Here is a 25,696-nt window from a genome sequence, read left to right as displayed (position 1 = left end):
ATGGTGCAGTTCGCCTTAGGCTCAATGACACCCTACGCCCAGGGCGGACTGTGCCGTTTACTTCAGCGTGTCGACCCAGGCCTGCAAGGCGGCCAGTTGCTTGCTGATCATGTCCTTCGTTGCCTGGTCCTGCAGGTCACCATTCTCATCACATTTTTCATGGGCTGCAGAGACGAACACTTCCGGTTTGTTGAGCGGATGCACATCCAGAAACACCAGCACCTGACGCAGGTGATACTGGCTGCGGCTAGTGCCCATGCCGCCCATGGATGCACCCATGATGGCGGCGGGCTTACCGGCAAAGATGCCGCCCGGCACCCGGGATAGCCAGTCGATGGCATTCTTCAGCACACCGGGGATGGAGTAATTGTATTCCGGGGTGGCAAACAACAGGGCATCCGCAGCCTTTACCTGTTCTGCCAGGGCCGTCACCGGGGCAGGGCGATTGTCTCCGTCGTCATCACCGTTATAGAGCGGAATATCACTGATGTCGGCGGCGATGATTTCCATTCCTGCGGGCGCCAATGCCTGGGCAGCACGGACCAGGCCGCGGTTGAAGGATTGCTCGCGCAGACTGCCCGCTATGGCCAGAACTTTCATGTTTTTCTCCTTTCCCGGATCAATGACAACGCCCAGCTTCCCGGAAAATCACGGCGCAGGCAATCCAATCTGTGCAAGGCTTTGTATTTTTTAACAGACGTAATGAGACAAAGAATTTACAGTGAGATTTTCGGACTCGAAGGAGAACAGCATGGACCTGTTACGCATTCTCATTGCCATCCTGCTTCCGCCACTGGGAGTGTTTCTCCAGGAAGGGATCGGCAAGCATTTCTGGATCAATATCGTACTGACCATTCTGGGCTACATTCCCGGTATCGTGCATGCTGTCTGGGTGATCGCCTCACGCTAGCGGCAAAATCATTGCCCAAAAAAAGCCCCGGCAAGTGCCGGGGCAGGTTGGGGTTCAGCGGGCCGTTACAGGGATGACGGCTCGGCAGTCAGGGTTCCGTCGCGATAGTCACTCAGGGCCTGGTTGATCTCGTCCTGGGTATTCATCACGAAAGGACCGTACTGGGCAATGGGCTCGCCAATCGGCTTGCCCGCCAGCAGCAACAATCTGGCCCCATTATCACCGGCCACCAGGGTGATCCGATCGCCGTCAGTGAAGGTCGCCAGGTGATCGGTTTTCACCGTTTCGCCGGCAATACCGACCTGACCTTCGAACAGGTACAGGAAGGCGTTATAGCCCTGCGTCAGCGGCACCGTCACCGTTTCACCGGCGCGCAATTTCACGTCCAGGTAAAGCGGATCGGTACTGCCGCCTTTTACCGGTGCGCTGATCACTTGATTGCCGATGGTGACTTCGCCGGCGATGGCCTTGATCTGGCCTCCGCTGGACAAGTCCAGACGCGGGATCTCGTTATCGGCAATGTCCCGGTAACCGGCCGCTTTCATTTTTTCTGCCGCAGGCAGGTTGATCCACAACTGGAAACCCCGCAGCAAACCATCCTGCTGTTGCGGCATTTCTTCATGAATAATACCGCGCCCGGCGGTCATCCACTGCACACCGCCCTGCTGCAGATCCCCTTCGTTTCCCAGATGATCGCGATGCTTCATGTGGCCTTCCATCAGGTAGGTCACCGTTTCGAAGCCCCGGTGCGGGTGCGGCGGGAAACCGGCAATGTAGTCATCCGGGTTTTCGGAGGAGAACGCATCCAGCATCAGGAAAGGGTCCAGGCGCACCATGGGGTTGTAACCCAGTGCTCGCTTCAGGCGAACGCCGGCACCGTCAGATGTATCCAGTGCGCGAATGGTGTTGAGAATTGTGCGTTCCATGGGAACCTCCTGCCTTGCGGCCCTGTGCTGTAGGAGCGGCGCTTGAGCCGCGAAGCACGGTATCGGTTCGCGGCTCAAGCGCCGCTCCTACAGAGTTACTCAATAATCTCTCTTTCCCCCAGCCGTTCTCGACCGTGGGGCGAATTCCAGTCCAGCTGCGGCCCGACGGAGATGATCCCGTGGGGATTGATGGTCGGGTGGCTGCGGAAATAGTGGTGGCGGATATGCGCCATGTTCACTGTCTCTGCCACGCCGGACAGCTGGTAAATCTCTTTCAGAAACCCGTTCAGGTTCGGGTAATCCGCGATGCGCTTGCGGTCGCACTTGAAGTGGGTGACGTACACCGGATCAAAGCGCACCAGGGTGGTCCACAGGCGCAGGTCCGCTTCGGTGAGGGTATTGCCCACCAGATAACGCTGTTCGCCAAGTCGTTGTTCCAGTGCATCAAGCTGCTCGAACAGGGTCACCACCGCCTCATCGTAGGCTTCCTGGCTGGTGGCAAAGCCGGCCTTGTAGACACCATTGTTCACGTCGTTGTAGACATGCTCGTTGATGGCATCAATCTCCGCCTGCAACGCCTCGGGATAGAAATTCCCCGGCGCCGCACCCAACCCGTCAAAGCTGGTGTTGAGCATGCGGATGATTTCCGCAGACTCATTGCTGACGATGGTTTCGCGCTGCTTGTCCCATAGCACCGGAACGGTAACGCGGCCGGAGTAGTTGTCATCCGCCTTCAGGTACAGCTCATAGAGTTTGTTGAAGCCATACAGCCCATCACCGGTGGCACCGTCGAAGTCATCGCGCAGTTCCCAGCCGTTTTCCAGCATGTGCGGATGCACCACGGACACACCAATATGATCCTGGAGGCCTTTCAGCGCCCGTACGATCAGGGTGCGATGGGCCCAGGGGCAGGCATAGGACACATACAGATGATAGCGGCCGCTTTCTGCCTGAAAGCCACTGTCACCACTGGGACCCGCGCTGCCATCGGCAGTCACCCAGTTGCGGAACTGGCTCTCGGAACGCTTGAAACGTCCACCGGTGCTCTTGGTGTCGTACCACTTGTCCTGCCATTTGCCATCGACCAGCAGTCCCATGATGTTCTCCCTGTTGCAGAATTACCGTCTCACCGTAGGAGCCAGGTTCGCCATGCAAGCATAGCTCCTACAACCTGGATCACTGCAGCGCAGCCCGGGCTTCGCTCATGGCTTTCTCTTTCACGTCATCGCCCATGTTCAGGCCCTCGGCAAACACGAAGGACACATCGGTAATGCCGACAAAGCCGAAGAACAGCTTGATGTACGGGGTTACCGTATCGTTCTCGGTGCCGGCGTAAAGCCCGCCACGGGCAGCAACCACGGAGACCGGCTTGTCGTCCAGCAGCCCCTGCGGGCCATTCTCCGTATAACGGAAGGTAATGCCGGCACGAGCCACATGATCAATCCAGCTCTTCAGCTGGCTGGGAATGCCGAAGTTGTACATGGGCAGGCCAAGTACCACCTGATCCGCCGCTTTCAGCTCCGCGATCAGCGTCTGGGAAAAGTCTTCGACTGCCTGCTGAGCGTCAGTGCGCTGATCCGCCGGGGTAAAGAAGGCGCCGACACGCTCGCCGTCCAGATGCGGAATCGGCTCGGCGGACAGGTCACGCACTACCACGGTAGCCTCGGGATGCTGTGCCTTAAGGCGCTCTACCTGCTCGTTGACCAGGGTAGAAGAATTACCGTTATCGCCGAAAACGCTGCTTTTGATGACCAGAATATTCATGACCCCAACTCCTTGTTTGTCACCGGCGGTTGCCGGCTTTGCGACCTTGTTGGGGTTATGATGGCCTCAGATAGGATGATGAAAAACCCAATAGAACTGGGCCTTTCTATCTACTCATTCGATGCTTTTGCTGCACTGATGACACCGGCCAGGGAGGCGGCGGGCCCACCAACCGTCTCACCTTTCCAGGAAAAACCCACATCGTTCATGGGCAACGCCAGGTCCAGACGGGTCAGGGTGGTTTCCGCTGGTTCAAGGACAGTGGCCAGAGCCTTGAACGGCGGCGGCTCGGACACTTTCATGAGCACCGAATGCAGGGGAACGGTAGTGTTGATGCGGGTGTTGAGGGGGACAGAAAGCGTCTGATCCAGCGCCACCCGGGCAGGCTGGCTGAATGCCAGGGGCAGGCTCTGACGCACCGGCACGACCGTCTTCACCGGCACGTTGAGACGAATCGGCAGCACGCCTCGGATGGGAAGCTTGGTCCACACACCCATGATCTTCACATCCAGCACGGCCTCCAGCGGCATCATCTCGTCCACCCGCACCATGGTCTGGAACGGCACATCCAGATTCACGTCCACCGCACCGTCGAAGTCCACGGTCACGTCCAGCGTTTCCTGCAAAGGCACCTGGACCACCTGGTTTACCGGCACAGTGGTCTCGACACTGCCATCCACCCGTAATTCCAGGCCTTCCTGCAGTTGCACGTCGATGGGCAGGGCCTGGGTAATGGCCACCTGGGCGATCTGGTCACGCAGCGCCAGTTCCGCCCCCAGATGACGCCACACCCACCCCGCCAGCACCACTGTCAGGGTAAAGGTCACCAACAGCAGGGAGAGGATGGCAATCAGCAGGGGCTTGCGAATAACGATTTGCATGACAGAACGGGGCTCCGCTGGCTCTGTGACGGTACAGAGCCTGTTGTTATTGGTTCGGCCGCGAGGGGACGCACAGCGGCCCGGGCAAGAAGCGCGGCAGCATTCTAATCGGCCAGCCCGGGAAACACAGTGTCGATAGCGCCATTTTTTACTACTACGGACTTCTAATTAAAGCTGAACTGATATAAGAATGGGCGATTACTCCTTTTAAGGTCAGGAAATTCGATATGTCAGCCAAAATCAGCTTGGACCAGTGGCAAGCCCTGATTGCCGTGGTGGACGAGGGCGGTTACGCCAGCGCCGCCGAAGCCCTGGACAAGAGCCAGTCCGCAATCAGCTACGCGGTACAGAAGATCGAGACCGAACTGGGGGTGCGCGCCTTTGCCCTGGAAGGTCGGCGGGCCAAGCTCACCGAGACCGGGCAGATGCTCTACCGCCAGGCCAAGGTACTGGTGGAGGAGGCCAATCGTATCGAGAGCGCCGCCATTCAGCTCAGTCAGGGCTGGGAACCACTGGTGCGGGTGGCCGCCGACGCCCTGTTCCCACAGCACTGCATGCTGTCGGCCCTGGATGCGTTTGCCCAGCACAGCCCGCTGACCCGGGTCGAGTACACCGAGACCGTGTTGTCCGGCTCCGACGAGGCCCTGCTGCGCAAGGAAGCGGATGTGGTAATTGGTGGGCGAGTACCACCGGGGTTCTTCGGTGACCCGTTGATGCGGGTACGCTTTGTGGCCGTGGCAGCAGCGAACCATCCGCTCAATCAGATGGACAGCCTGACCCATGAGGATTTGCGCCAGCACCGGCAGATCGTGATTCGCGATTCCGGCAGCCGTCGCATTGATTCCGGCTGGCTGGGGGCCGAGCAACGCTGGACCGTGTCACACCCTTCTACCCGTATCGCCGCCATTCGTCGCGGACTGGGATTTGCCTGGGTGCCAGAGGCCGAAATCGGCGATGGCCTGGAGAGCGGTGCACTGAAGGTGCTGCCCCTGAAAGAAGGTGTGGAGCGACTGGTGGACCTGCATCTGATCTATGCGGACGGCCAGTATGCCGGGCAGGCCGCCCGCTACCTGGGTGAGCGGATCCGCGACGCCACTGCTATTCCGTGCCCCGGGGTGACAGTGTCTTGACCGCTGGAGGCTTCGTGACATGGCGCAACCCTGTGAGGAGCGCGGCCAGACGGTCAACTTTCGTGGTTATTTTTCCTGGACCCGAGACGCCATGGGACTGACCTTCAGATCCTGTAGGGGCAGGGTCAGGCGAGTGTCGGTGAGAATAATCGGCAGCTCCCGATTGTTGGGTATCACTCGGGCTTCGAACACATTGGTGATCGGCGCGCTGACTTCCTTGTCCAGATCGATGGCTGTGTGCAGGGTGGTATCCACCGGCGGGTAGATAGTCTGGTCGAAACCCACCTGCACCGGGCCGTCATAGACGAAACGAATCCGGGTATCCACCGGCACTTTCAACGACACCGGTACATCCAGCTTCAATGGCAGCTCGCCTTCTATGGGCATGCGCGGCAGCCATTTGGAAATCAGCTTGGTGTCCCCTTTGATGGCAACAGTGGTCTCAATGGGAATCACGTCCTCATACTCAATATTCATGCGCAGAGGAACCATGGTATCCAGCGCCAGGTTGGCCTTGTAGGTGCCTTTCAGCGGCAACGGCAGGGCCTCATGCTTAAAAGGTACGTCTACCTCCACACGCCCCCTCAGGGTGATCGCCGCTTCCTCCTCGGCACGGGTCTGCACGATCAGGGCTTCCGGCAAATGCAACAGGGCATGCTGATCCTGCAAACCGATACCGATAACAATACGAGTGTAGAGCACAAATCCCAACACCAGCCCCACCACGACAATCGCAAGAGCCACCCAGCCCCAAAGCACCCAACGCCCCATCAAGGCTGCTCCTCGGTCGTCGATGCCGTCTCGTACTCTTCACTGCCCGTGACCGAATCGCCATCACTGAAAGACAGCCCCACTTCCCGCAGTGGCAACTTAAGATCCATCTCGGCGATCAGTGCATCCGCCGGCTCCAGGATGGTAGCGCTGGCTCGCAGCCTGGAGCGTACCGGCACCTGCATGGCACTTTTCAGGGGAATAGAGGTCTTGATATCCGCTTTCAGTGGCACCGACAGATCTTCGAGAATATCCACTTTGGCCGGGGCGTTGAATTGCAGTTTGACGAGCTGATCCACCGGCACATTCACATCAATGGGAACATCGGCTTTTACCGGTAACTCGCCCTTGATCGGTACCGTAATCCATTTTCCCAACACCCGGGCACGGACTTCGCCATCGACGGGAATAATCTGATCCAGCTTGATGGTGTCTTTCAACGGCACATTCATCTTGATGGGTACCGCGTTATCGAACCCCACCTGCACATCCAGGGTTTCCTTGATCGGCAAGGTGAGGGTCTGGTCGATCGGCACCGTGGTGTCGATGACGGTATCGATCATGATGTCCAGATCATCAAGAATATCAATGCCCACTGACATGGGCTCAGGCACTACCACACTGGCCTGTTGGTCGCGCAACAATAATTCCGCGCCCAGATTTTTCCACACCCACCAGGCCAGATAGGCACCAATGGCCAGGGCGATGATCAACAGTACACCGGCACCGATAACAAACGACTTTCGAATGGTAACCTGCATGGATCAGCGCTCCACCTTGCCATTATCGGGGATCGGCCCATTCTGCAAATGGCGCAACACTTCCTGTTTGATTTGCTGACGGATTTCCTCATCCACAGCATGCTCCATCCGTGCACGCAAACGTCGTCGCGCCCGCCGCCATGACCACACCAGGCCCACGCCGAAGCATAACGCACACAACAAGATCCAAATTATCATTAGCGCAGACATGAACGACTCCCGGACAGCATCAAGAGAACATCACCAATAACTGGAATACACCGACCAGGAAACCAAGAAACGCCCCCACCGCAATCAGAATCCATTCGTCCTGTTCAAATGCGGGGCGCAACATGCCTTCAAACTCTTCCGGTTTGAGACTCTGCAAACGAGTGGACAAGGTATTCTCCAGATCGAGTGCATCATTGGCATAATTTTCAATATGTTTGAGGGTATCCGGCAATCGGCTGACCAGTTCCGATACCGCGGAATCCTTCATGTCACGATAGTTCTGAGTGCCCACGGCAAAAGTGACAAAAGGCTTGGCAAAGCTGGTCTGCTCATCCACCGCTTTTTGTACATGCTTGCCGATCATGGCAAACACCTTGTCGGAGTAAGGCCCCTTGAGAATCCCTTCAATAATGTTGGCCGGTGTCAGAACGTAGGAAGAAACCAGGCGACCGTAATCGCGGGCCACTTCATCCTGACGCTTCATGAACAGGCCCTGCACATTGAACGGACCAAGACGCATCAGCTCCTTGGGATTGAAGATCATCTGAAGAGCAATCCAGTTGGTGGCATAACCAACCGCAAGGCCGAAAACCGGCAGCAACCAGGAACCCTTGTAGAAAATCCAGGTGATCATCTGGAAGGTGCCGAAAATACCACCGAAGTAGAGCCCGGAACGACCGATGAACTTGAACTCCGCCGCACCCACTTCCTGGAAAATACGGTTAAGCAGCGCCTTGTCCTTGGTCAGGTTGGTGATCACCATGTCCTTGAGGTCATACATCTGCGCGATGTTGATCTTGATCTGTTTCATGATGTCGGAGATCAAGCCTGGCGCTTCTTTCTTGACCCTTTTGTAAACCTGTTTTTTCACCATCTCTGGCATGGATTCCCATAACCCGGGCTCATGCTGGCCCATGATGGAATCCACTACATCCTCAATCATTCCGTTAAGCGGCGGCTCCAGTTCACTGGCCACTCTTTCCGGGTCAAGACGGGCAAAGATTTCTTCCTGGGTAATCAGGTAGGTGGTAATAGTATCCACGGAGATCGCTGCCATCTTGGCTGCCCGGCGGGGAATGATGCCCTGCCATCCCAGCAGGGGAGGTTTGCCGAAAAACTCTACCGGATAAAACATCATCTTGATCGCAATCACGTTGGTGGCATAGCCCACCACGGCGCTGATCAATGGCATGGATAAATACAGCCAGATATTATCGGCAAACTCGTTGATATACGCTTCCATGTTGCCTCGCTTTTCGTTCTTTTTGAGGAGTCTCTGAACAACTCCTTACTTTATTTCAGCGCACAGGTTGCTATCCGGAGCAGGCCGCCCAGAATGCCTTGCCGAAAGCTGAAAGGTGTGCAGTTTCGCGAATAAAGACCGGCTTAAGCCGGGAATCTTTACGCATCTGTTCGCAGGCAGCACGTACCTCCGAACCATTCTCGATGGCTTCGTATTTTGCTGTCTGGTTATTGTCCTCCGGTCCGCCATCGAGCAGACCAAGCGCAAATAAATGCGCAAGATAATGCGGTACCGCATCGGCCAGCATGACACCACTTTCATTGCCAACACGGCTTAGAAACGCCATTACCCGGTGGTCGCTGTTTTTGAAGCGCCCTCCACGAGCCACCAGATGACTGATGGCAATATCAGAACCGTCAGACAAGGCAGTCAGAATCCTGACTTCGTCGGGCACTAACTGATTGATGATTCGTCCGTAAACTCTCGCCTGGGCAGACTCGGGCGTCTGCTCCAGCGACTGCTCAGACAGCGCTTCAAATCTGCACTGCAAGGAAACATCCCGCTCCTGTCCATAACCGGAAGCCGTTTCTCCCGGTGACGGCAGAGACTGGTAACGGCTCGCGCCGTTGAGTCGCAGTTGCAGATCTTCAAGCAAAACATCTTCAACAGATCTTGCCTGGCTAAGCACAAAATCACCGCCAGGCGCACGCGCCATCGCCTGCCGCATTTGCCGTAGCAGGCGACCTGCCAATGGCGTTGTGACCGTTTTTCTGTTCTTGGTTTTGTGTTCAGTCAACCTGGCCTCCGTGGCAGCTTCGGCTCTGCGAAGCTATTGATCCGTCTATTACAGGATCATTAAGTATCACTGTTTGGAGGGGTCAACAATGTTGGCGAGAATGTCGATACAAAAATCCCACAGTCGCTTAATGTTATGTGTACTTTCTGTTTGCTCTCGTTTGATACAGTGCAATGACGGTGTTTTCCCGAATCGATTTTTCGAAGCGATTTTACGATTACGGACACCCCACAACGGCACACCAAAAACAGGATCGATCATGAATAACAAGGACGCCATCGAACGCATGCATCAGCGAGTCGGGTTTCTTTCCTATCTGCCCGAACCGGTCACCCAGGATCTCGACCGGGCAGTGGATGAGTATCTGGAAAGCGAAAAGAGTCGCCTGGATAAAGCCATCAATACCGGCATTCAGGCTCTGCCTCTCTGGCTGCGCAGCATTGCCCGCAGCGCCCTTCGCTAATCCCCGCACCAAGGATGCCCACATGAACGACCTGACCACGAACCTGGAAATACAGATTGAACTGGAAAAACTCGACCAGTACCTGACCCTCGACCACTCGACCTGGCAGGCATTGGCGGACGCGGGTACCAGCAACCTGCGTGAGCTGCGCGAACATATCGAACAGGAGATGTACGATCAGCACCGCAAGGGCTTTCAGCATCTGGCCAGCTGGACCCGCTGGCTCTCCATCAAGCAATTGGCAAAACTGGCTTATGCCATCGGCGCCAAGATGGCCGCTCGCCTGGTCGGCGAAATGGATCCCTACTTTGCTGTAAAAGTTGCCCGACGGCTGACCCCGGATTTTCTCGGCGAGATTGCAGCCCAGGCAGACCCGCGCAAGATTCGTGAAATCATTCGACGGCTCCCTGCGGAAATAATCCGCGAAGTGGCACTGAAACAAATTCAGGAAAAACAATTCCTGCTACTGGGCCGTTTTGCCGACGCCCTTTCCGCCCCCTCGATTCGTGAAGTGGTCAACGCGGTGAAAGATGATGGTGCGCTACTAACCATCGCCTTCTACATGGAAAACACCGCCCAGCTCAGCAACGTGATCCGCATGATTGATAACAGCCGGCTGGCCAGCATCGTTCGCTCCGGCACCGAAAATGTGGAGCTATGGCCCAAGGCCATCTGGGTCATTGATCATGTGGAAGGCGAACTGAAAAGCCGGCTGGGCAATATCATGGCCGAGCAAGACGAACGCACCCTGGACTCCCTGGTGGATGTGGCGCACCGCCAGCAATTGTGGGGACCGGTGTTGCGTGCTCTTTCTGTGATCAATCCTCGCTACCACCGCAAGATCGTCAATCTTCCCTCGCTGCGCAACAGCACCGTAATCACCGAGCTGGTGAATGCCGCAGTCAGCAAGAATCTGCTGGAAGAAACCCTGCCTTTGGTGAAGGCCATGCAACGCGACTATCAGGAAGTGGTCGCCCACACCGCCCTGCGCCAGGGCGAGGAGGTCGCTGACGCCGTGGTGCAAGCTGCCCACCAGGCCGGCCACTGGGATCTGATTCTGGATCTTGCCCAACACCTGGGTGACGATGAACGCAACATGCTGGCACGCCTGCCCAGCACGCATAACCCGTCGATCATCGAGGCACTGATGCGCAACGCCGCCAAATCCGGCAAGACTGGGCTGCTCCTGGATTTTGCCCGCCGCTTTCACCGCGACGGCCTGCAGACCGTGGTGGAAATCAGCCTGCGCGACGGCGGCGACCTGTTGCAGGCATTCCTGGATGCGGCACGGGATACCCGCAACGGCTGGCAAGCCATTGCCTCCGCCGTCAGCGTGGTGGACGCTCCGGACATGCTGCGCGACATTGGCCGCATCTATCAGCGCCAGAACCCCCAGGATCAGCAGGCTTTCCGCGAGGCCGCCAACGAAACCGGCTTCTGGTCACGGCTGGAACAGGCCCTTCCAGCCTGACCGCTGAACCCTTCGCCCGAGCAATGGTCATACCTGTTGGCCCCGGCAAAACTCTGCCGGGGCTGATCTTTCACGGTATCGTGCCATTCCCCTGAGATACTGGGGGCACTCATTGCAACCGGGAGAAGAATCATGCGCTGGTTTTTTCTTTCAATCTGTCTGTTTCTTGGCGCCTGCGTCAGCCCGGTGGTCATCGACAGCCAGGAAGGCGCCAGACTGAACCAGTACCGCAGCTATGCCTTCGTTGAGCAGAACGAGGATCAGCCACGGGCGCTGGATGATCAACGCGCCCGCTCTGCCCTGAAAACCGCCCTTTCTGAAAAGGGCCTGAGCCCCGTTGCTTCCGGGCAGGCCGACGTGCACGTCAGACATTTCTTCAAACGCGAACAACGCTACGACGGTTCCGTGCTGCAATTCGGTTTCGGCTTCAGCCGCAACAATGTGGGCGTGGGCACCACCACCCCGGTGGAAGGCGATATCACCGAAGAATACAAACTGGTGGTGCAGATGGTGGATCCGGCCAGCAACAATGTGGTCTGGCAAGCTACCAGCCGTGATCGTCTCTATGACGAAATGAGCAGTGAGCGCCGCAGCGAACGAATTCGCAAAGCCGTTGATGAAATGTTCCAGCGCTATCCCGGCTGACCGGACGACGCGCCGTAGGTAGAAGGACCACCCCTTGGATGCCATCCTGATCGGCCCGCTGGCATTGCCGGCGGGTACTGTTGTTGCTCTCATCACCTTTTCCACCGCCGTGCTGGCCAGCCTCTGGTGGCAGTGGCGTGGCAGGCCGGTGGAAAAGTGGCTGTGGCTGATTACCCTGTCAGCACTGATGGGAGCTCGCCTGGCCTTTGTGCTGCGCTACCCGGAGCAATATTCCGGCCCGCTGGCCATGGTGGATATTCGTGATGGTGGCTGGTGGTGGCCCGGAGCCCTGGCAGCGTTGCCGGTGATCGCCCTGTGCCTGTGGCGACGGCCGGAACTGCGCCTGGCATTACTCTCCTGCACCGCTGCGGCAATGATCGCCCTGGGCCTCTCCCTGACCACCCTGCACAGCATGAGCCCTGCCGCTGCTCCACTGCCGGATATCGCCCTGGAAAACCTGCAGGGCACCCCTGTTCCCCTGAAACAGCTGACACAGGGACCCACCCTGATCAATCTCTGGGCCACCTGGTGTCCACCCTGTCGACGGGAAATGCCGGTGCTGGCCAACGCCCAGGCTCGCTATCCCAACGTCCGCTTCGTACTCGCCAATCAGGGAGAAACCGCCCAGGCCGTGCGCGACTACCTGATCCAGGCCAAGCTACATTTTGACCTGCCCCTGCTGGACCCGCAGATGGCGCTGGGTCACCATGCCGGAAACGGCGGCCTGCCACTGACCCTGCTGTTTGATGGCGACGGCAACGAACTGGCCCGCCACTTTGGCCCCCTGTCCCGGGCCAGCCTGCATCACTTTCTTACCAGCCACCTGGATGATCCTCGCCCATGAAAATGCTCACCCTGCTGCTGTCCTTGCTGCTACCGCTGTCCGCCTTAGGCCAACCAGCCGACATGGACAGCCTGCTGGCACGCCTGGAAAGCAGCAGCTGGGTGGCGGAAGGCGCCAAAGCCCCCCAGCGGGTGGCCTATGTGTTCACCGACATGGCCTGCCCCTACTGTGCCCAGCTATGGGAGAACATGCAGCCACTGGTCAACCACCCGGACAATACCCTGCAGGTGCGCCATATCATCGTCGGCCTGATTCACCCCAAACGCAGCTTCACCCAGGGCGGCGCCATCCTCGCCGCCCCGGACCCGGCGGCGGCCCTGGCCGAACACGAAGGCCACTATGACGACGGCGGCATCCGCCCCCTGGAACGGGTCCCCGACGCCATCCGCAGCCAGATCCACAACAACACGGCATTGATGATCGGTTTGGGCCTGCAGGGCACACCGGCGTTGGTGTTTAAAGACTCACAGGGACGTTGGCGGCTGGCGCCAGGGGTCGTTGGGGAGGAGGCGTTGCGGGCGGAGGTGTTTCAGATTAATTGATAATTGAGAATGGATAATTGATAACTCGCGGGACAACTCTGGTTGGTTCTGCAAACGCATGAGGCCGCGCCCAGAAGTCTGGACGCGGCCTCATGCCTTTAAGATCAATGCGGCGCTGATTCGCGCGTTATCAATTGCTCAATCACTTAGCCAACTCACCTTGCCCTGACACACCGTCAGCTTCACGTTGCCCTTGAGCACCGCGCGCCGCCAGGGGGAGTTGTTGCCGGCGGACAGCCAGTGTTCGGCGTAATCCTTCTCGGCACTGGCATCCAGTACGCAGAGGCTGGCCGGGCGACCGGTTTCCAATTGGCCGGCCAGGATGCCCAGGCAGCGCGCCGGCGCGGCAGTGATGGCGTCCAGGGCGCGGGGCAGTTCCAGCTTGCCGTCTTCCACCAATTGCAATACCAGACCGAGCAGGGTATCCAGCCCGGCCATGCCCGGCTTGGTGGCCGGGAAGGGAGCCGCCTTGCTGGAGGAGCCGATGGGGGTGTGCTGGGAACAGATAGCATCGATGGTACCGTCGGCCACCGCCTCCAGCAGGGCCTCACGATCCGCCGCACTTCGCAAGGGCGGAATCACATGACAGTGGCTGTTGAAACCTTCCAGGGCTGATTCATCCAGCAGCAGGTGCTGGATACTCACATCCGCTGTCACCGGCAGACCGCGGCGCTTGGCCGCGCGCAACAGGCGCAGGGAGTCTGCGCTGGAAATCTGCTGGAAATGGGCACGCACGCCGGTGGCCTCCACCAGCAACAGGTCCCGGGACAGATCCACACTTTCCGCCACCGCCGGAATCCCCGGCAATCCCAGGCGAGTAGCCACAGCACCCTCATGGGCACAACCGCCGGCGCTCAGCGCCGAATCCTGTGGCCGGAACATGACCGGCAAATCAAAGGTGGAGGCGTATTCCAGGGAACGCTTGAGCACCAGGGCGCTGGCCACCTTGCGGCCCGCATTACCCACCGCAATACAGCCGGCCTTGGCCAGGGTGGCCATTTCCGCCAGCTGATCGCCGGCCAACCCCTGGGTCATGGCGGCAATGGGCATGATCCGCGCAAACCCGGCCTGGCCGGCCTGCTCACGGATCAACCGCACCACAGCGGTGGAATCCACCGGCCCGCAATCAGGCTGAGCCACCAGATGGGTAATGCCACCGGCGGCGGCAGCGCGGGTTTCGCTGGCGATATCGCCGCTGCGCCCGCTCCCCGGCAGGGACAGATGCACGCAGGCATCCACCAGCCCGGGCAGTACCCAGTGGCCTTCGGCGTCCACGATGTCGGCGCCGGGCGCATCCAGGCTGGCGCCGATGCGCACCAACCGACCGTTTTCGATCAACAGGTCGGCGATTTCGTCACGGCCGCTGGCCGGGTCGATGACACGGCCCTTGCGAATCAGAATATTGGCTTTCTTACTGGCCACGCTCACCTCCCGTGCGGCCATGGGCGCTGCTTTCCTGGCCGCTGATGGCCATGGACATGACCGCCATGCGCACCGCAATACCGAAGGTCACCTGGTTGAGAATCACCGAGCGGGGGCCGTCCGCCACTTCCGAGGCAATTTCCACGCCGCGGTTGATGGGCCCGGGATGCATGACGATGGCATCCGGCTTGGCCAGCTGCAGTTTTTCGTTGTTGAGTCCGTAGAGCCGGAAAAATTCACCCTCGCTGGGCAACAGGGCGGAATCCATACGCTCCTTCTGCAGGCGCAGCATGATCACCACATCCACATCCTTCAGGCCCTGGCCCATATCAGTGAACACGGTGGCTCCCAGCGCGTGGGCATCCACCGGCAGCAGGGTTTTCGGGCCGATCAGGCGCACTTCCTCGGCGCCGAGGATATTCAGGGCGTGGACCTGGGAGCGGGCCACCCGGGAGTGCAGGATGTCACCGACGATGGCCACTTTCAGGCCCTCGAAACCACCCTTGTAGTGGCGAATGGTGTACATGTCGAGCATGGCCTGGGTGGGGTGGGCATGGCGCCCGTCACCGGCATTGATCACCGCCACATCCGGGGTCACTTCGTTGGCGATGAAGAAGGGCGCGCCGGAATCCTGGTGGCGCACCACGAACATGTCCGCGGCCATGGCTTCCAGGTTGCGCAGGGTATCGAGCAGGGTTTCGCCCTTGCTGGTGGCGGATTTGGCGATATCCAGGTTGAGCACGTCGGCGCTGAGGCGCTGGGCCGCCAGCTCGAAGGTGCTGCGGGTACGGGTGCTGGATTCGAAGAACAGATTGACCACTGTCTTGCCGCGCAGCAGTGGCACCTTCTTGATGGACCGCCCCCCCACATCCACAAAACTGGCGGCGGTATCGAGAATATCTTCCAGCAAAGAGCGGGGCAGGTGCTCGGTGGTAAGAAAATGGCGTAGCTTACCGTCGTCGGTCAGTTGTACGCGGGAGGATGGCGCAAGCGTCATTCTTCAGGCCTTGTGTCTCGTATCTCCGCCACAAGGGGGGCGGGCCCGCGTAATTCTACCCGCTGATGGGGGGGCAATGCCAAAGTTTCACCACAGATATCGGCACGAATCGGCAATTCCCGATGGCCGATATCGAATAGCACCACCAATGCGATGGATGCCGGACGACCGAAATCGAACAGTTCGTTCATGGCGGCACGGATGGTGCGCCCGGTCATCAGCACGTCGTCCACCAGTAGAATATGCTGCCCGTCCACCTCGAAGGGCAGTTTCGACGGCGTTACGGTGCGTTTGAGCCCGCGGGTATCAAAGTCATCCCGGTAGAAGGCCGGGTTCAGGGTCCCCAGTGGCAACGGCTCGGCCAGTTTCCCGTTCAACGCCCGGGCCACCCAGGCCCCGCCGGACTCGATCCCCACCAGCAGCGGCGCCCGATCACCGTATTGTTCGGTGATGGCTCCGGCCATGGTGTCCAGGTGTGTCTGCAGTTGTTGTTCGTCCCAGCTCAAGGGGCTCTCCAGAAGATTATCTTTACTGTAGGAGCCATGCTTGCATGGCGAAAGACCAAGCATGGCGTCTGTTTACTCAAGAATAAAGTCTCAACCGTATTGTGAGGCCCGTGCTTATCCACAAATCACTCCCTTTGCGTACCGGCTGTCCCGCGCAGCCCGGCAGTGGTCCCACCAATGATCCGATCAAACCGTTCAGTTTTTTGGGATGGCAGTCACCGGCGATGAGCAGGAGGATAGAAAAAGCTGCATGGCAGCAGTAAGTTTTGTAAAGAGTGGAACCCGACTAACAGATAACGCTCCAACCACCAGGAAGACCGGGTAGGGTACAGGGATGCAACTACGCAACGACTCGCAGCGCTTCGGCATTATCACCATCGTTCTGCACTGGTTGGTGGCCATGACAGTGGTGGGCCTGTTTGCACTGGGCCTGTACATGGTCGATCTCACTTACTACGACGACTGGTACCGTAGCGCCCCGCATCTGCATCGCAGCGTGGGCATCCTGTTGTTTCTGGTAATGACTTTCCGGTTGCTGTGGCGGCTGGTATCTCCGCCCCCGAAAGCCCTTGCCAGCCATCAACCCTGGGAACGCATCAGCGCGCACCTGACCCACTGGGCGCTTTACCTGCTGCTTTTCACCGCCATGATCAGCGGTTATCTGATCACCAGCGCCGATGGCTCCGCCATTGATGTGTTTGACTGGTTTGCCGTGCCCTCCATCACCGGTGACCAGAAAGGCCTGGAAGACACCGCCGGCGACATTCACGAAATCGCCACCTGGGCAATCATCATACTGGCCAGCGTGCACGCCCTGGCCGCACTCAAACACCACCTGCTTGATCGGGACGATACCCTGCGCCGCATACTGGGCATGGCATCCCGAAACCCTGACAACCATTAACCCAAACGGAGTTCGATGCTTATGTTGACGCTAGCAAAGAAGATCACCATTCCCGCCCTGGCATTACTGCTCAGCAGCATGGCCTTTGCCGACAAGCCCGGTGGCACCTATGCCTTCGATAAAAAGGGCGCCCACCAGTTTGTCATGTTCAAGATTTCCCACCTGGGCTACAGCTGGCTGTACGGCCGCTTCAACGACTTCGACGGCAGCTTCACCGTGGACGCGGAAAACCCGGAAAACAGCAGCGTGCAGGCCACCATCCAGGTCGCCAGCCTGGACAGCAACCACGCCGAGCGTGACAAGCACCTGCGCGGCGATGACTTCCTCGAGGTAGACGAGTACCCCACCGCCACTTTCAAGAGCACCAAGATTGAAAAAACCGGCGAAAAAACCGCAAAAATCACCGGTGATTTCACCCTGCACGGCGTCACCAAACCGGTCACCCTGGACGCCAAACTGCTGGGCTACGGCGATGATCCCTGGGGCGGCTACCGCATGGGCCTGGAAGCCTCCACAACCCTGAAGCTGGCGGACTTCGGCATCACCTACGACCTGGGCCCCGCCTCAGAAACCGTGGACATTATTATTTCCGTGGAAGGGGTTCGGCAGTAAAGCTCTAAAGAAAAAACGCAGAACTGCAGGAGCCATGCTTGCATGAGCTCCTGCAGATTCAGAAAGGACGTCCAAGACGTACAATCTGGTTTCTATCTTGAGGAACAAGCGGGTCCAGAAAATCCCCTTCCTTGTCTCTCGGAAAGCGCCTATCGGGAATAAATGTGCTCACTCCCGGAATATCATTACGAAAGAGGACCCGCTGCTCAATCTCTACCCTTTCAGCATTACGAGAAAAAAGGCTGATCCTGGCAAGCTTTCCATTTGAATATTGGTATTCCCTTCTTTTCCGATCCCGGACATGAATGGATTTTACTTTATCTCCATCATAGGTGAACTCGCGCTCCGGATTTCCCTGCGTATCGAGCATCGACAGAAGCTGGCCGTTTTCGTCGTAAACAAATTCGGGAAACCCATAAACCGTGTCATCTTTGCTAAACCAGATTTCGTCATCACCGGCACCCAGGGAAACGTCTCCGTCGGGCTTGCCGTTTTCATCAAATCCATAGAGCTTCATGTATTCGTTTGGAGCAGGCGGATTCCGGCTTGCCTCACTCTCATGCAACTCACCTATTTCGGGAAGCCAGGTAAATGTCCTGTAACGGGTATCAACAAAGCTGTCATTGTCACCATAGCGATCAATGATTACCCGACTTTCCAGATCCCCGGGCAACCACTTGGCCACTTTTTTCTGGTAGCCATGGCCAGCATAGACGGCAATATTCGGCAGGCTGACGGAATCTGAATATTCGGGAGATGGATCTACCGTAACAAAAAATTCGAAACCGGCCTGGGAGTTCCCCGATAACTCAGTGGTTTGAATGTGAGAAAGAAAAGGAGGCGCCGTTGTTATCTGATCATTCTCTCCGTAGAACACCACATGCTGGGATTGCTTCCAGCCACCGCCCTCCATCGCCTGCTGGCTTATCGTCATCCTGTAACCAAATTGGTAACTGGCTGGACAAAAATCACCCTTGCAGAGCACTTCCTCTTTTACCAGCTGCTTTCCTTCTCTGCTCGGACACACTGAAATTCGACCGTCACTTTCAATATCAAGCTGTTGAAGGGCGAAATTCCCATCACCATTTGTTCCCATGTTTTGCACTACGGACAGAAGCGCAGGAGGGAGTGGGTTTTCAGATTGCTGATATCGGCAGGTCAGACCTCCCGTACGCACATCATCGCCTGTTCCCCATTGACCATCATTACCGGGATCCACAACAAACCGGGAGCGAATGACATTGCCCGCACTGTAGTCGAAAACCTGCATTCCTTTAACCGCGCCACCCTCCCGGTAGGTCACGGTATCAGGAACTGGCGCATAGGATCCGGTAACGGATTGACCATCACTGCTTCCGCCACCACCGCAGCCGGTGATCAGGACTGAAAAAACCACCACAAGGTTGAACGTTCCAGCTTTCGTTTTTCCTCTCACACCTGTTTTCCCCCACATAATTTGTACTAAAAAATCTGTGCGCCGCCCGCAAAGAAGCCTTCAGCAATGATCACCGCCGCCATGGAATCCACTCGGCTATCGGCCTGACGAATACCGGTTCGCTCGCGGGCTTCACGGGTACTCAGGCGCTCATCCACCAACCACACCTTCATGCCGAACCGGCCTTTCAAACGGCCCGCAAATTTCTTCGCCCGCGCCGTGGATTCACTTTCACTGCCATCCATGTTCAACGGCAAACCCACCACCAGCCCTTCCGGCTCCCACTCTTTCAACAAGGCAGCAATGTCGTCCCAGTTGGGTTGAGTGTTCTTGCAGGGCAGGGCTTTTAATGGTGTGGCAGTGCCCAGCAGACTGTTGCCACTGGCCACGCCGATTTTGTGTGTGCCGTAGTCAAACGCGAGAATCATGGAAGGCCTAATTGATAATTGAGAATGGATAATTGATAACGACGCGGATATAACGGCGAAATTGATGGCCAAGGTATGAGGCCGCGACCAGGGTTTGGTCGCGGCCTCATGCCTTGAAGATTCTTACTACGCATAAACGCGCAGCTATCAATTATCCATTATCAACTATCAATTGCTTATTCAGCTGTGTCCCGCCTGGGTCGCAATCAGGCTCATATCCACACCGATACGCGCAGCGGCCGCTTGCCAGGTTTGTTCGAAAGGGGTGTCCAGCACCAGTTCGCGACTGGCCGGGGTGCTGAGCCAGGCGTTTTCCACCAGCTCCTGTTCCAGCTGACCGGGTTCCCAGCCGGCATAGCCCAGGCAGATCAACGACTGCTCCGGTCCTTCGCCGATGGCAATGGCTTCCAGAATATCGCGGCTGGTGGTGAGCATCAGGCCGTCGCTGAGCGGCACGCTTGACTGCCAGTGGGTCGATGCCGCGTGCAAGACGAAACCGGCTTCCTGCTGCACCGGCCCGCCAGCGACCACCCGATGCCGCTCAGAGGGCGGCACCTCGATCTCGATGTCCATGTCGCTGAGGATATCACCCAGGCTGATCTGCACCGGGCGGTTGAGAGTCAGCCCCATGGCCCCCTCGCTGCCATACTCGACGATATAGGTGACAGAATGTTCGAAGTTGGGGTCGGCCATCTGCGGCATGGCCACCAGCAACTGGTGTTTGAGGCTTGTGTTGTCCATGGGGACAGTATCCGGGGCAGGGGGGAGAGCTGCAAGCGTCGGGAGGCTAGATAGGTACCCTTTCCCAATATCGGGCAGATTGCCTGCGGGAACGATGGCGCAAATCAACCTTTCAAGATGCGACTGTAGGAGCACCTCTCGAGGTGCGAATCCGAGCATCGGCGAAGGAAACGTACACCGGCTACCACCAGATCTTTCTAAAGAGACCCGCTCAACTGCTGACAGGCCTGATCGTCCTGCGGACGATTTCCGCGCAAGCGCGGTTCGCGCCTCGAGAGGCGCTCCTACAGTTGCGTCGTAGCGAGCGTGGGTATTACTTCGACGACACCCGCTGGTTCTTGTCGAACTTCCAGGTGCGGATGATTTCCAGCACGTCCATGTTCTTGCGCATCTCCGCGGTGAAAGCATCGAAGGGGGCGGCGAGGCGCACGCTCTGGATGGCGGCCTGATCCAGAAACTTGTGGCCGGAGGATTTCAGCAGGCGCACTTCCTTGAGCTTGCCATCCTTCTGTATCGATACCATCAGCCGCACGGCACCGAAGGTATTGCTGTTCAGTGCCTGGGACGGGAAGTTGCGGGTACCCATGGCTTCCACCTCACGGCGGAAGCTGTCGATGTACTGGGCCTCGTAGTGAGCCTTGGCGGACACCGAGGTGAGACGACGGATCCGCGGGCGCTTGGCATAGGCCTGTTTCTGGGCATCCAGCCGGGCCTGCAGGCTGGCGATCTCCCGGCTCAGGTCCTGCAGGTTTTCCTGTTTCGCCACCTTGAGGGGCTTTTGATCGGTTTTCTCTTGCTGGTCCGCTTTTACCTTCTGGTCGCTGGTGCGGGCGGTGGTGATGACCAGCAACTGGGACTGGCGATCGCGGCGCTCCCGGGTGGTCTTTTCCTTGAGCTGCACGTTGTCGAGTTTGTTGTCGGCGAAGTCCACCTGCTCGGTGGTGGTCAGTTCCTGTTTTTCCGCCAAATCACCGGAGCCCAGCTGGTTGCTCTGGGCAATAAAGTCCGCCTCGTCCGGCGCGTCATCACTGCGATGCTGGGACAGGGTCACTTCCAGGGTATGCGGAGCCGCACGCTGCTTTTCGGGGGCAAAGCTGACCCCGAAGATAAGAATGCCGTGGAAGGCCAGCGCCAGAAACACCGTAAAGGTGAGACGATCTGATGCACTGACGGTGGAATTGGCTGCCATGGTTTCTTCTTTTTGTTACTGCCTTTAAACGGCCGGAGAGTGTGCCCCGGACCGTACTCATCGTCTATGACGGCTGCCGCAACTCCAGCAACATATCGAACAGCTGGCCGGCAATGTTGATATTGAAGATCGCGTCCAGCTCACGAATGCAGGTGGGGCTGGTCACGTTGATTTCGGTGAGATAATCACCGATCACGTCCAGACCCACGAAATACAGCCCCTTGCGCTTGAGCGTAGGCCCCACCTGCTCACAGATCCAGCGGTCCCGGTCGCTCAGCTCCCGGCCCTGGCCGGTGCCACCGGCGGCCAGGTTGCCGCGCAGCTCGCCTTCCTTGGGGATCCGCGCCAGTGCATAGGGCACCGGCTCGCCGTTGATCATCAGGATGCGCTTGTCGCCCTCGGTGATCTCCGGCACGAAGCGCTGGGCCATGATCGGCGTCTTGCCATGCTGGGTGAGCACCTCAATCACTACCGAGATATTGGGGCTGTCCTTGCGCACCCGGAAGATGTTGCTGCCGCCCATGCCGTCCAGCGGCTTCATCACAGTGTCACCGAACTCCTGTACAAAATCGCGCAGCAGTCCGGACTGGCTGGATACCAGCGTCGGCGCACAGCACTGGGGAAAGTCGGTGGCGAACAGCTTTTCGTTGCTGTCGCGGACACTGCCGGGCCGGTTCACTACCAGCACGCCTTCCCGTTCCACCTTTTCCAGCAAGTAGGTGGCGTAGATGTACTCCGCATTGAACGGCGGGTCCTGGCGCATCAGGATAATATCCAGATCGGCCAGATCGTAATTCACGGCGTCGGCCAGACGGTACCAATCGTCGTTATTGTCGGTGACGGACAGTGCCCGAGTGGCCGCAAAGGTGCGACCATCGCGCACATACAGATCTGCCGGCTCCATGTAGAGCAATGACCAGCCACGTCGTTGCGCTTCCAGCAGCATGGCGAAGGTGCTGTCTTTCCAGGGTTTGATTTTGGCGATGGGGTCCATCACCACACCAATACGCAGGCTCATGGGGTCTCCACAGACAATAAAGCGGGCCGGGGAATGTTAGCAGCGCTGAACGCCCACCGCTATGCAGGGATGCGCGGGGCATTTTCCCAAGTTTCATAGGGTCTTATAGATTGATTGTAGAATCTGTGTTAAAAACTTCGCTTGGGCTCGTATCGCTACACCCCCCGCCCATCGAATTACTAGAAAGGCCAAAAATTACAATAAGTTGCGGCCAACAACGGTTCACGGTTAAAGGCAGTTTCCATGACTGACAATTTCCAAGACCTCAAGGTAATGGTGATCGACGATTCCAAAACCATCCGTCGTACCGCTGAAACCTTGTTGAAGAAAGCAGGTTGTGAAGTGATCACCGCCACCGATGGCTTCGATGCCTTGGCCAAAATCGCCGACAGCAAACCCAATATCATCTTCGTCGACATCATGATGCCGCGCCTTGACGGGTATCAGACCTGCGCCCTGATCAAGAACAACAGTGCCTTCAAGGCCACCCCGGTGATCATGCTGTCGTCCAAGGACGGCCTTTTCGACAAGGCCAAGGGACGGATAGTGGGGTCCGACGAGTATCTGACCAAGCCGTTTTCCAAGGACGAGCTTCTCGGCGCGATTCGACAGCATATCAACGGTTAAGCGACAACGTCGCTGAACCTGAAGAGGATAAGATGGCACGTATTCTGATTGTGGATGACTCTCCTACCGAAACCTACAAGTTGCGGGAGATTCTCGAAAAGCACGGCCACGAGGTACTCGAGGCCGCCAACGGGGCCGATGGCGTGGCCATGGCCCGCTCTGAGCTGCCCGAGCTGGTACTGATGGATGTGGTGATGCCGGGTCTTAACGGCTTCCAGGCCACCCGCCAGCTCACCAAGGGTGCAGACACCGCGCACATTCCCATCGTTATCGTCACCACCAAGGATCAGGAAACCGATCGTGTCTGGGGCAAACGCCAGGGCGCCAAGGACTACCTGACCAAGCCGGTGGACGAGGATGTGCTCCTGCAAACCGTCGATCGCATGCTGGCCGACGGCTGATATTCGGAGCCCCTGATGAGCGCAACTGCTTCCGCCGCCTATATCCAACTGGCCGACTATAACCGTCGCTGCCGCGAGCAGGCCAAAGACCTGCCCATGCAGCAGGATGCGGTCAGCTACTGGAGCGGTGTGGGCTTTGTGATGGATGGCAAGAAATACGTGGCACCGCTGGATGAGGTTTCCGAAATCCTCTCGGTGCCGGCCTACACCCGCATTCCCGGCGCTCGTAGCTGGATGAAGGGCGTGGCCAATGTCCGGGGTCGACTGATGACCGTGATGGATCTCAGCGGCTTTCTGGAAAAGAGTTCGCCGGTCCAGGAAAAGCGCCGACGGTTGTTGGTACTGGACCAGGATGACTTGTACACCGGTATGACGGTGGACGAGGTGCTGGGGATGCAACATTTTCCCATTGATGAATTTGTGGAATCACTGCCGGTCAGCGATGCCAGCGTCACGCCTTTTGTGCGCGGCGCCTACCGGCGGGACGGGGAGTACTGGTCCGTGTTCAGCCTGACCCGGCTGGCAGAGGATCCGCGCTTTATGCAGGTCGCCCGCACCGGCTGAGCTGTATATAAGCATTTGGGGTACATAAGAAGAGCGAACGCCAGGCCAGGAGCCAGATTATGAAGTTCAATTCGGGAGCAATCTTTGACAAATTGCGGGGGGGCGCGGAAGGCAGCACGCTGAATATCGCGCTGTATATCGGCCTTGCCGTCTTTATCGTCCTGGCGGTGGTGAACTTTCTGCTCTCCGCCACCACGGCGAACAAGGCCCAGGAAAACATTACCCTGGCCTCGGAGATGCGGGTTATTTCCCAGCAGATCGCCAAGAACTCCCTGGAAGCCGCCGCCGGTAACGCCGACGCCTTCGAATTGCTGGCCAAATCCCAACAGAGCTTCCAGTCCGCCTGGGATCAGGTGAAGGATGAGCCGGTCGACAGTCCCCAGGTAAAAGAACGTCTGAGCAGCCTGTGGTCTGAAGTGAACAGCAACGCCGGCATTATCCTGCGCGGGGAAGACACGGTTCTGGATCTGCACGAAGTGGCAGACACCCTGGCCCAGACCATTCCTTCCCTGCAGGCAGAATATGAAGGCGTGGTGGACATTCTGGTAGCCACCGGCGCCGAGCCGGATCAGATCGCGTTTGCCCAACGCCAGTCTCTGCTGGCCGAACGGATCCTCAGCTCCATTTCCAAAGTGCTGGAAGGTGGTGACGGCGCGGTGATCGCGGCGGATGCTTTTGGTCGTGATGCCAGCCTGTTTGGCCGGGTCATGAACGGCATGATCGAAGGCGACGAAGCCATGGGCATTGACCAGGTCAACGACCCGGATGCCCTGGATTACCTGGCCGAGATTGCCGACCTGTTCGACGAATTCGTTAACCAGTCCGTGGATGAAATCCTGGAAACCGCTCCCGAACTGTTCCAGGTACGTAACGCGGCCGACACCATCTTCCGTCGCTCCCAGGACCTGCTGCAGGAATCCAGCAACCTGAACAACCAGTTCGAAGGCACCACCAACACCTTCTTCCCGTCCGTGACCTTGGGTGGCTTGTCTGCTGCCATCGCGGTGCTGCTGTTCTTCCTGATCATGGCCCAGCGTAACCGTCAGGCGGCAACGTTGAAGGACGAACTGGAAAGCGAGAACCAGCGTAACCAGGCGGCGATTCTGCGACTGCTCGACGAACTGGGCGACCTGGCGGACGGTGACCTGACCGTACAGGCGACGGTGACCGAGGACTTTACCGGTGCCATCGCTGACTCCATCAACTATTCCATTGACCAGCTGCGCAGCCTGGTACAAACCATCAACAACTCGGCGGTACAGGTGGCCTCGGCGGCGCAGGAAACCCAGTCTACGGCGATGCATCTGGCTGAAGCCTCCGAGCACCAGGCCCAGGAAATTGCCGGCGCCTCCGCGGCGGTGAACGAAATGGCGGTATCCATTGACCAGGTATCCGCCAACGCCGCCGAATCCGCCGCGGTAGCGGAACGGGCGGTAGCCATCGCCAACAAGGGCGCTGAAGTGGTACAGGCCACCATCCACGGCATGGACACCAT

General features: G+C 58.1%; 30 protein-coding genes. 13 read left to right on the top strand and 17 right to left on the bottom strand.

All coding sequences use genetic code 11. The features are described 5' to 3' along the window. Positions 1-57: 57 nt before the first annotated feature. Positions 58-600 carry an NADPH-dependent FMN reductase gene (locus HUJ17_RS16740; RefSeq protein WP_290511764.1) on the bottom strand — a complete coding sequence of 181 codons (543 nt, stop codon included), beginning with the start codon at positions 598-600 and terminating at the stop codon, positions 58-60. A gap of 151 nt (positions 601-751) precedes the next feature. On the opposite strand from HUJ17_RS16740, the gene HUJ17_RS16735 reads away from it, so the two are divergent. Further along, positions 752-910: a YqaE/Pmp3 family membrane protein gene (locus HUJ17_RS16735; protein ID WP_035245841.1), complete on the top strand. Its 159-nt coding sequence runs from the start codon at positions 752-754 to the stop codon at positions 908-910. A gap of 65 nt (positions 911-975) precedes the next feature. On the opposite strand, the gene HUJ17_RS16730 is transcribed toward HUJ17_RS16735, so the two are convergent. The 4 genes from HUJ17_RS16730 to HUJ17_RS16715 form a co-directional block, all read right to left on the bottom strand. Continuing rightward, on the bottom strand, positions 976-1,836 hold the full coding sequence (locus HUJ17_RS16730; RefSeq protein WP_290511763.1) for a pirin family protein: 861 nt from the start codon (positions 1,834-1,836) through the stop codon (positions 976-978). Positions 1,837-1,931: 95 nt separating this feature from the next. After that, complete coding sequence (locus HUJ17_RS16725) at positions 1,932-2,933, bottom strand: glutathione S-transferase family protein (RefSeq protein WP_290511762.1); 1,002 nt, start codon at positions 2,931-2,933, stop codon at positions 1,932-1,934. Positions 2,934-3,012: 79 nt separating this feature from the next. Next, the gene (locus tag HUJ17_RS16720) at positions 3,013-3,600 is read right to left on the bottom strand and encodes an FMN-dependent NADH-azoreductase (protein ID WP_290511761.1); all 588 of its coding nucleotides are present in this window, start codon (positions 3,598-3,600) and stop codon (positions 3,013-3,015) included. Between the two features lie 110 nt (positions 3,601-3,710). After that, entirely contained in the window at positions 3,711-4,481 is a 771-nt protein-coding gene (locus HUJ17_RS16715) for a hypothetical protein (protein ID WP_290511760.1), read from the bottom strand. Positions 4,482-4,708: 227 nt separating this feature from the next. On the opposite strand from HUJ17_RS16715, the gene HUJ17_RS16710 reads away from it, so the two are divergent. Continuing rightward, positions 4,709-5,611 (top strand): LysR family transcriptional regulator, encoded by a 903-nt coding sequence (locus HUJ17_RS16710; protein ID WP_290511759.1) that lies wholly within the window; start codon positions 4,709-4,711, stop codon positions 5,609-5,611. A 66-nt stretch (positions 5,612-5,677) separates the two neighbouring features. Here HUJ17_RS16710 and HUJ17_RS16705 read toward each other — a convergent pair whose 3' ends face one another. From HUJ17_RS16705 to HUJ17_RS16690, 4 genes are all read right to left on the bottom strand, one after another. After that, entirely contained in the window at positions 5,678-6,382 is a 705-nt protein-coding gene (locus HUJ17_RS16705; protein ID WP_290511758.1) for a hypothetical protein, read from the bottom strand. Continuing rightward, entirely contained in the window at positions 6,382-7,143 is a 762-nt protein-coding gene (locus tag HUJ17_RS16700) for a hypothetical protein (RefSeq protein WP_290511757.1), read from the bottom strand. The genes HUJ17_RS16705 and HUJ17_RS16700 overlap by 1 nt, the downstream gene beginning before the upstream one ends. A 229-nt stretch (positions 7,144-7,372) precedes the next feature. Next, on the bottom strand, positions 7,373-8,596 hold the full coding sequence (locus tag HUJ17_RS16695; RefSeq protein WP_290511756.1) for a DUF445 family protein: 1,224 nt from the start codon (positions 8,594-8,596) through the stop codon (positions 7,373-7,375). Positions 8,597-8,666: 70 nt separating this feature from the next. After that, the gene (locus HUJ17_RS16690; RefSeq protein WP_290511755.1) at positions 8,667-9,392 is read right to left on the bottom strand and encodes an Abi-alpha family protein; all 726 of its coding nucleotides are present in this window, start codon (positions 9,390-9,392) and stop codon (positions 8,667-8,669) included. Positions 9,393-9,651: 259 nt separating this feature from the next. Here HUJ17_RS16690 and HUJ17_RS16685 point away from each other — a divergent pair, with 259 nt between their 5' ends. The 5 genes from HUJ17_RS16685 to dsbG all read left to right on the top strand — a co-directional run bounded on the left by HUJ17_RS16685 (position 9,652) and on the right by dsbG (position 13,357). Beyond that, positions 9,652-9,855 (top strand): hypothetical protein, encoded by a 204-nt coding sequence (locus HUJ17_RS16685; protein WP_290511754.1) that lies wholly within the window; start codon positions 9,652-9,654, stop codon positions 9,853-9,855. Positions 9,856-9,877: 22 nt separating this feature from the next. Next, positions 9,878-11,326, top strand: a complete 1,449-nt coding sequence (locus HUJ17_RS16680) for a hypothetical protein (RefSeq protein ID WP_290511753.1) — start codon at positions 9,878-9,880, stop codon at positions 11,324-11,326. Between the two features lie 132 nt (positions 11,327-11,458). Next, positions 11,459-11,971: a DUF4136 domain-containing protein gene (locus HUJ17_RS16675; protein ID WP_290511752.1), complete on the top strand. Its 513-nt coding sequence runs from the start codon at positions 11,459-11,461 to the stop codon at positions 11,969-11,971. 34 nt (positions 11,972-12,005) lie between these two features. Further along, positions 12,006-12,815, top strand: a complete 810-nt coding sequence (locus HUJ17_RS16670) for a TlpA disulfide reductase family protein (RefSeq protein ID WP_290511751.1) — start codon at positions 12,006-12,008, stop codon at positions 12,813-12,815. Beyond that, the gene (dsbG, locus tag HUJ17_RS16665; RefSeq protein WP_290511750.1) at positions 12,812-13,357 is read left to right on the top strand and encodes a thiol:disulfide interchange protein DsbG; all 546 of its coding nucleotides are present in this window, start codon (positions 12,812-12,814) and stop codon (positions 13,355-13,357) included. The genes HUJ17_RS16670 and dsbG overlap by 4 nt, the downstream gene beginning before the upstream one ends. A 138-nt stretch (positions 13,358-13,495) precedes the next feature. Here dsbG and HUJ17_RS16660 read toward each other — a convergent pair whose 3' ends face one another. The 3 genes from HUJ17_RS16660 to pyrR are packed head-to-tail and all read right to left on the bottom strand — an operon-like array spanning position 13,496 to position 16,282. Beyond that, positions 13,496-14,800: a dihydroorotase gene (locus tag HUJ17_RS16660; protein ID WP_290511749.1), complete on the bottom strand. Its 1,305-nt coding sequence runs from the start codon at positions 14,798-14,800 to the stop codon at positions 13,496-13,498. Next, the gene (locus HUJ17_RS16655; RefSeq protein WP_290511748.1) at positions 14,769-15,776 is read right to left on the bottom strand and encodes an aspartate carbamoyltransferase catalytic subunit; all 1,008 of its coding nucleotides are present in this window, start codon (positions 15,774-15,776) and stop codon (positions 14,769-14,771) included. The genes HUJ17_RS16660 and HUJ17_RS16655 overlap by 32 nt, the downstream gene beginning before the upstream one ends. Further along, the gene (gene pyrR, locus HUJ17_RS16650; RefSeq protein ID WP_290511747.1) at positions 15,773-16,282 is read right to left on the bottom strand and encodes a bifunctional pyr operon transcriptional regulator/uracil phosphoribosyltransferase PyrR; all 510 of its coding nucleotides are present in this window, start codon (positions 16,280-16,282) and stop codon (positions 15,773-15,775) included. The genes HUJ17_RS16655 and pyrR overlap by 4 nt, the downstream gene beginning before the upstream one ends. A 334-nt stretch (positions 16,283-16,616) precedes the next feature. On the opposite strand from pyrR, the gene HUJ17_RS16645 reads away from it, so the two are divergent. Both HUJ17_RS16645 and HUJ17_RS16640 read left to right on the top strand, forming a co-directional pair. Beyond that, complete coding sequence (locus tag HUJ17_RS16645; RefSeq protein WP_290511746.1) at positions 16,617-17,186, top strand: cytochrome b; 570 nt, start codon at positions 16,617-16,619, stop codon at positions 17,184-17,186. 21 nt (positions 17,187-17,207) lie between these two features. Beyond that, complete coding sequence (locus HUJ17_RS16640; RefSeq protein WP_272975119.1) at positions 17,208-17,798, top strand: YceI family protein; 591 nt, start codon at positions 17,208-17,210, stop codon at positions 17,796-17,798. 58 nt (positions 17,799-17,856) lie between these two features. On the opposite strand, the gene HUJ17_RS16635 is transcribed toward HUJ17_RS16640, so the two are convergent. The 5 genes from HUJ17_RS16635 to gshB all read right to left on the bottom strand — a co-directional run bounded on the left by HUJ17_RS16635 (position 17,857) and on the right by gshB (position 22,609). Beyond that, a complete protein-coding gene (locus HUJ17_RS16635; RefSeq protein WP_290511745.1) occupies positions 17,857-19,233 on the bottom strand; it encodes an RHS repeat domain-containing protein in 1,377 nt (458 codons plus the stop codon). Positions 19,234-19,259: 26 nt separating this feature from the next. Continuing rightward, on the bottom strand, positions 19,260-19,661 hold the full coding sequence (ruvX, locus tag HUJ17_RS16630; RefSeq protein WP_272998117.1) for a Holliday junction resolvase RuvX: 402 nt from the start codon (positions 19,659-19,661) through the stop codon (positions 19,260-19,262). Between the two features lie 180 nt (positions 19,662-19,841). Further along, entirely contained in the window at positions 19,842-20,402 is a 561-nt protein-coding gene (locus HUJ17_RS16625) for a YqgE/AlgH family protein (protein WP_290511744.1), read from the bottom strand. A 313-nt stretch (positions 20,403-20,715) separates the two neighbouring features. Further along, on the bottom strand, positions 20,716-21,591 hold the full coding sequence (locus tag HUJ17_RS16620; protein WP_290511743.1) for a TonB family protein: 876 nt from the start codon (positions 21,589-21,591) through the stop codon (positions 20,716-20,718). 64 nt (positions 21,592-21,655) lie between these two features. Continuing rightward, positions 21,656-22,609 carry a glutathione synthase gene (gene gshB / locus HUJ17_RS16615; RefSeq protein ID WP_290511742.1) on the bottom strand — a complete coding sequence of 318 codons (954 nt, stop codon included), beginning with the start codon at positions 22,607-22,609 and terminating at the stop codon, positions 21,656-21,658. Positions 22,610-22,852: 243 nt separating this feature from the next. Here gshB and pilG point away from each other — a divergent pair, with 243 nt between their 5' ends. The 4 genes from pilG to HUJ17_RS16595 form a co-directional block, all read left to right on the top strand. After that, positions 22,853-23,236 (top strand): twitching motility response regulator PilG, encoded by a 384-nt coding sequence (gene pilG, locus HUJ17_RS16610; RefSeq protein ID WP_007148837.1) that lies wholly within the window; start codon positions 22,853-22,855, stop codon positions 23,234-23,236. Between the two features lie 32 nt (positions 23,237-23,268). Next, on the top strand, positions 23,269-23,637 hold the full coding sequence (pilH, locus tag HUJ17_RS16605; RefSeq protein WP_062815157.1) for a twitching motility response regulator PilH: 369 nt from the start codon (positions 23,269-23,271) through the stop codon (positions 23,635-23,637). Between the two features lie 15 nt (positions 23,638-23,652). Next, a complete protein-coding gene (locus HUJ17_RS16600) occupies positions 23,653-24,201 on the top strand; it encodes a chemotaxis protein CheW (RefSeq protein WP_290511741.1) in 549 nt (182 codons plus the stop codon). Positions 24,202-24,260: 59 nt separating this feature from the next. Then, a partial coding sequence (locus tag HUJ17_RS16595; protein ID WP_290511740.1) for a type IV pili methyl-accepting chemotaxis transducer N-terminal domain-containing protein occupies positions 24,261-25,696 on the top strand: 1,436 nt, incomplete at its 3' end.

Origin of the sequence: Alcanivorax sp. (genome assembly GCF_014762765.1) — a bacterium.
GTDB lineage: Bacteria > Pseudomonadota > Gammaproteobacteria > Pseudomonadales > Alcanivoracaceae > Alcanivorax.
This window is presented reverse-complemented; position numbering and strand designations above follow the sequence as displayed.

Bases quoted from the DNA above. Each gene is read 5' to 3' on its own strand.
- HUJ17_RS16740 (WP_290511764.1), bottom strand. From the start codon at position 600: ATGAAAGTTCTGGCCATAGCGGGCAGTCTGCGCGAGCAATCCTTCAAC.
- HUJ17_RS16735 (WP_035245841.1), top strand. From the start codon at position 752: ATGGACCTGTTACGCATTCTCATTGCCATCCTGCTTCCGCCACTGGGA.
- HUJ17_RS16730 (WP_290511763.1), bottom strand. From the start codon at position 1,836: ATGGAACGCACAATTCTCAACACCATTCGCGCACTGGATACATCTGAC.
- HUJ17_RS16725 (WP_290511762.1), bottom strand. From the start codon at position 2,933: ATGGGACTGCTGGTCGATGGCAAATGGCAGGACAAGTGGTACGACACC.
- HUJ17_RS16720 (WP_290511761.1), bottom strand. From the start codon at position 3,600: ATGAATATTCTGGTCATCAAAAGCAGCGTTTTCGGCGATAACGGTAAT.
- HUJ17_RS16715 (WP_290511760.1), bottom strand. From the start codon at position 4,481: ATGCAAATCGTTATTCGCAAGCCCCTGCTGATTGCCATCCTCTCCCTG.
- HUJ17_RS16710 (WP_290511759.1), top strand. From the start codon at position 4,709: ATGTCAGCCAAAATCAGCTTGGACCAGTGGCAAGCCCTGATTGCCGTG.
- HUJ17_RS16705 (WP_290511758.1), bottom strand. From the start codon at position 6,382: ATGGGGCGTTGGGTGCTTTGGGGCTGGGTGGCTCTTGCGATTGTCGTG.
- HUJ17_RS16700 (WP_290511757.1), bottom strand. From the start codon at position 7,143: ATGCAGGTTACCATTCGAAAGTCGTTTGTTATCGGTGCCGGTGTACTG.
- HUJ17_RS16695 (WP_290511756.1), bottom strand. From the start codon at position 8,596: ATGGAAGCGTATATCAACGAGTTTGCCGATAATATCTGGCTGTATTTA.
- HUJ17_RS16685 (WP_290511754.1), top strand. From the start codon at position 9,652: ATGAATAACAAGGACGCCATCGAACGCATGCATCAGCGAGTCGGGTTT.
- HUJ17_RS16680 (WP_290511753.1), top strand. From the start codon at position 9,878: ATGAACGACCTGACCACGAACCTGGAAATACAGATTGAACTGGAAAAA.
- HUJ17_RS16675 (WP_290511752.1), top strand. From the start codon at position 11,459: ATGCGCTGGTTTTTTCTTTCAATCTGTCTGTTTCTTGGCGCCTGCGTC.
- dsbG (WP_290511750.1), top strand. From the start codon at position 12,812: ATGAAAATGCTCACCCTGCTGCTGTCCTTGCTGCTACCGCTGTCCGCC.
- HUJ17_RS16660 (WP_290511749.1), bottom strand. From the start codon at position 14,800: ATGGCCGCACGGGAGGTGAGCGTGGCCAGTAAGAAAGCCAATATTCTG.
- HUJ17_RS16655 (WP_290511748.1), bottom strand. From the start codon at position 15,776: ATGACGCTTGCGCCATCCTCCCGCGTACAACTGACCGACGACGGTAAG.
- HUJ17_RS16645 (WP_290511746.1), top strand. From the start codon at position 16,617: ATGCAACTACGCAACGACTCGCAGCGCTTCGGCATTATCACCATCGTT.
- HUJ17_RS16640 (WP_272975119.1), top strand. From the start codon at position 17,208: ATGTTGACGCTAGCAAAGAAGATCACCATTCCCGCCCTGGCATTACTG.
- ruvX (WP_272998117.1), bottom strand. From the start codon at position 19,661: ATGATTCTCGCGTTTGACTACGGCACACACAAAATCGGCGTGGCCAGT.
- HUJ17_RS16625 (WP_290511744.1), bottom strand. From the start codon at position 20,402: ATGGACAACACAAGCCTCAAACACCAGTTGCTGGTGGCCATGCCGCAG.
- HUJ17_RS16620 (WP_290511743.1), bottom strand. From the start codon at position 21,591: ATGGCAGCCAATTCCACCGTCAGTGCATCAGATCGTCTCACCTTTACG.
- gshB (WP_290511742.1), bottom strand. From the start codon at position 22,609: ATGAGCCTGCGTATTGGTGTGGTGATGGACCCCATCGCCAAAATCAAA.
- pilG (WP_007148837.1), top strand. From the start codon at position 22,853: ATGACTGACAATTTCCAAGACCTCAAGGTAATGGTGATCGACGATTCC.
- pilH (WP_062815157.1), top strand. From the start codon at position 23,269: ATGGCACGTATTCTGATTGTGGATGACTCTCCTACCGAAACCTACAAG.
- HUJ17_RS16600 (WP_290511741.1), top strand. From the start codon at position 23,653: ATGAGCGCAACTGCTTCCGCCGCCTATATCCAACTGGCCGACTATAAC.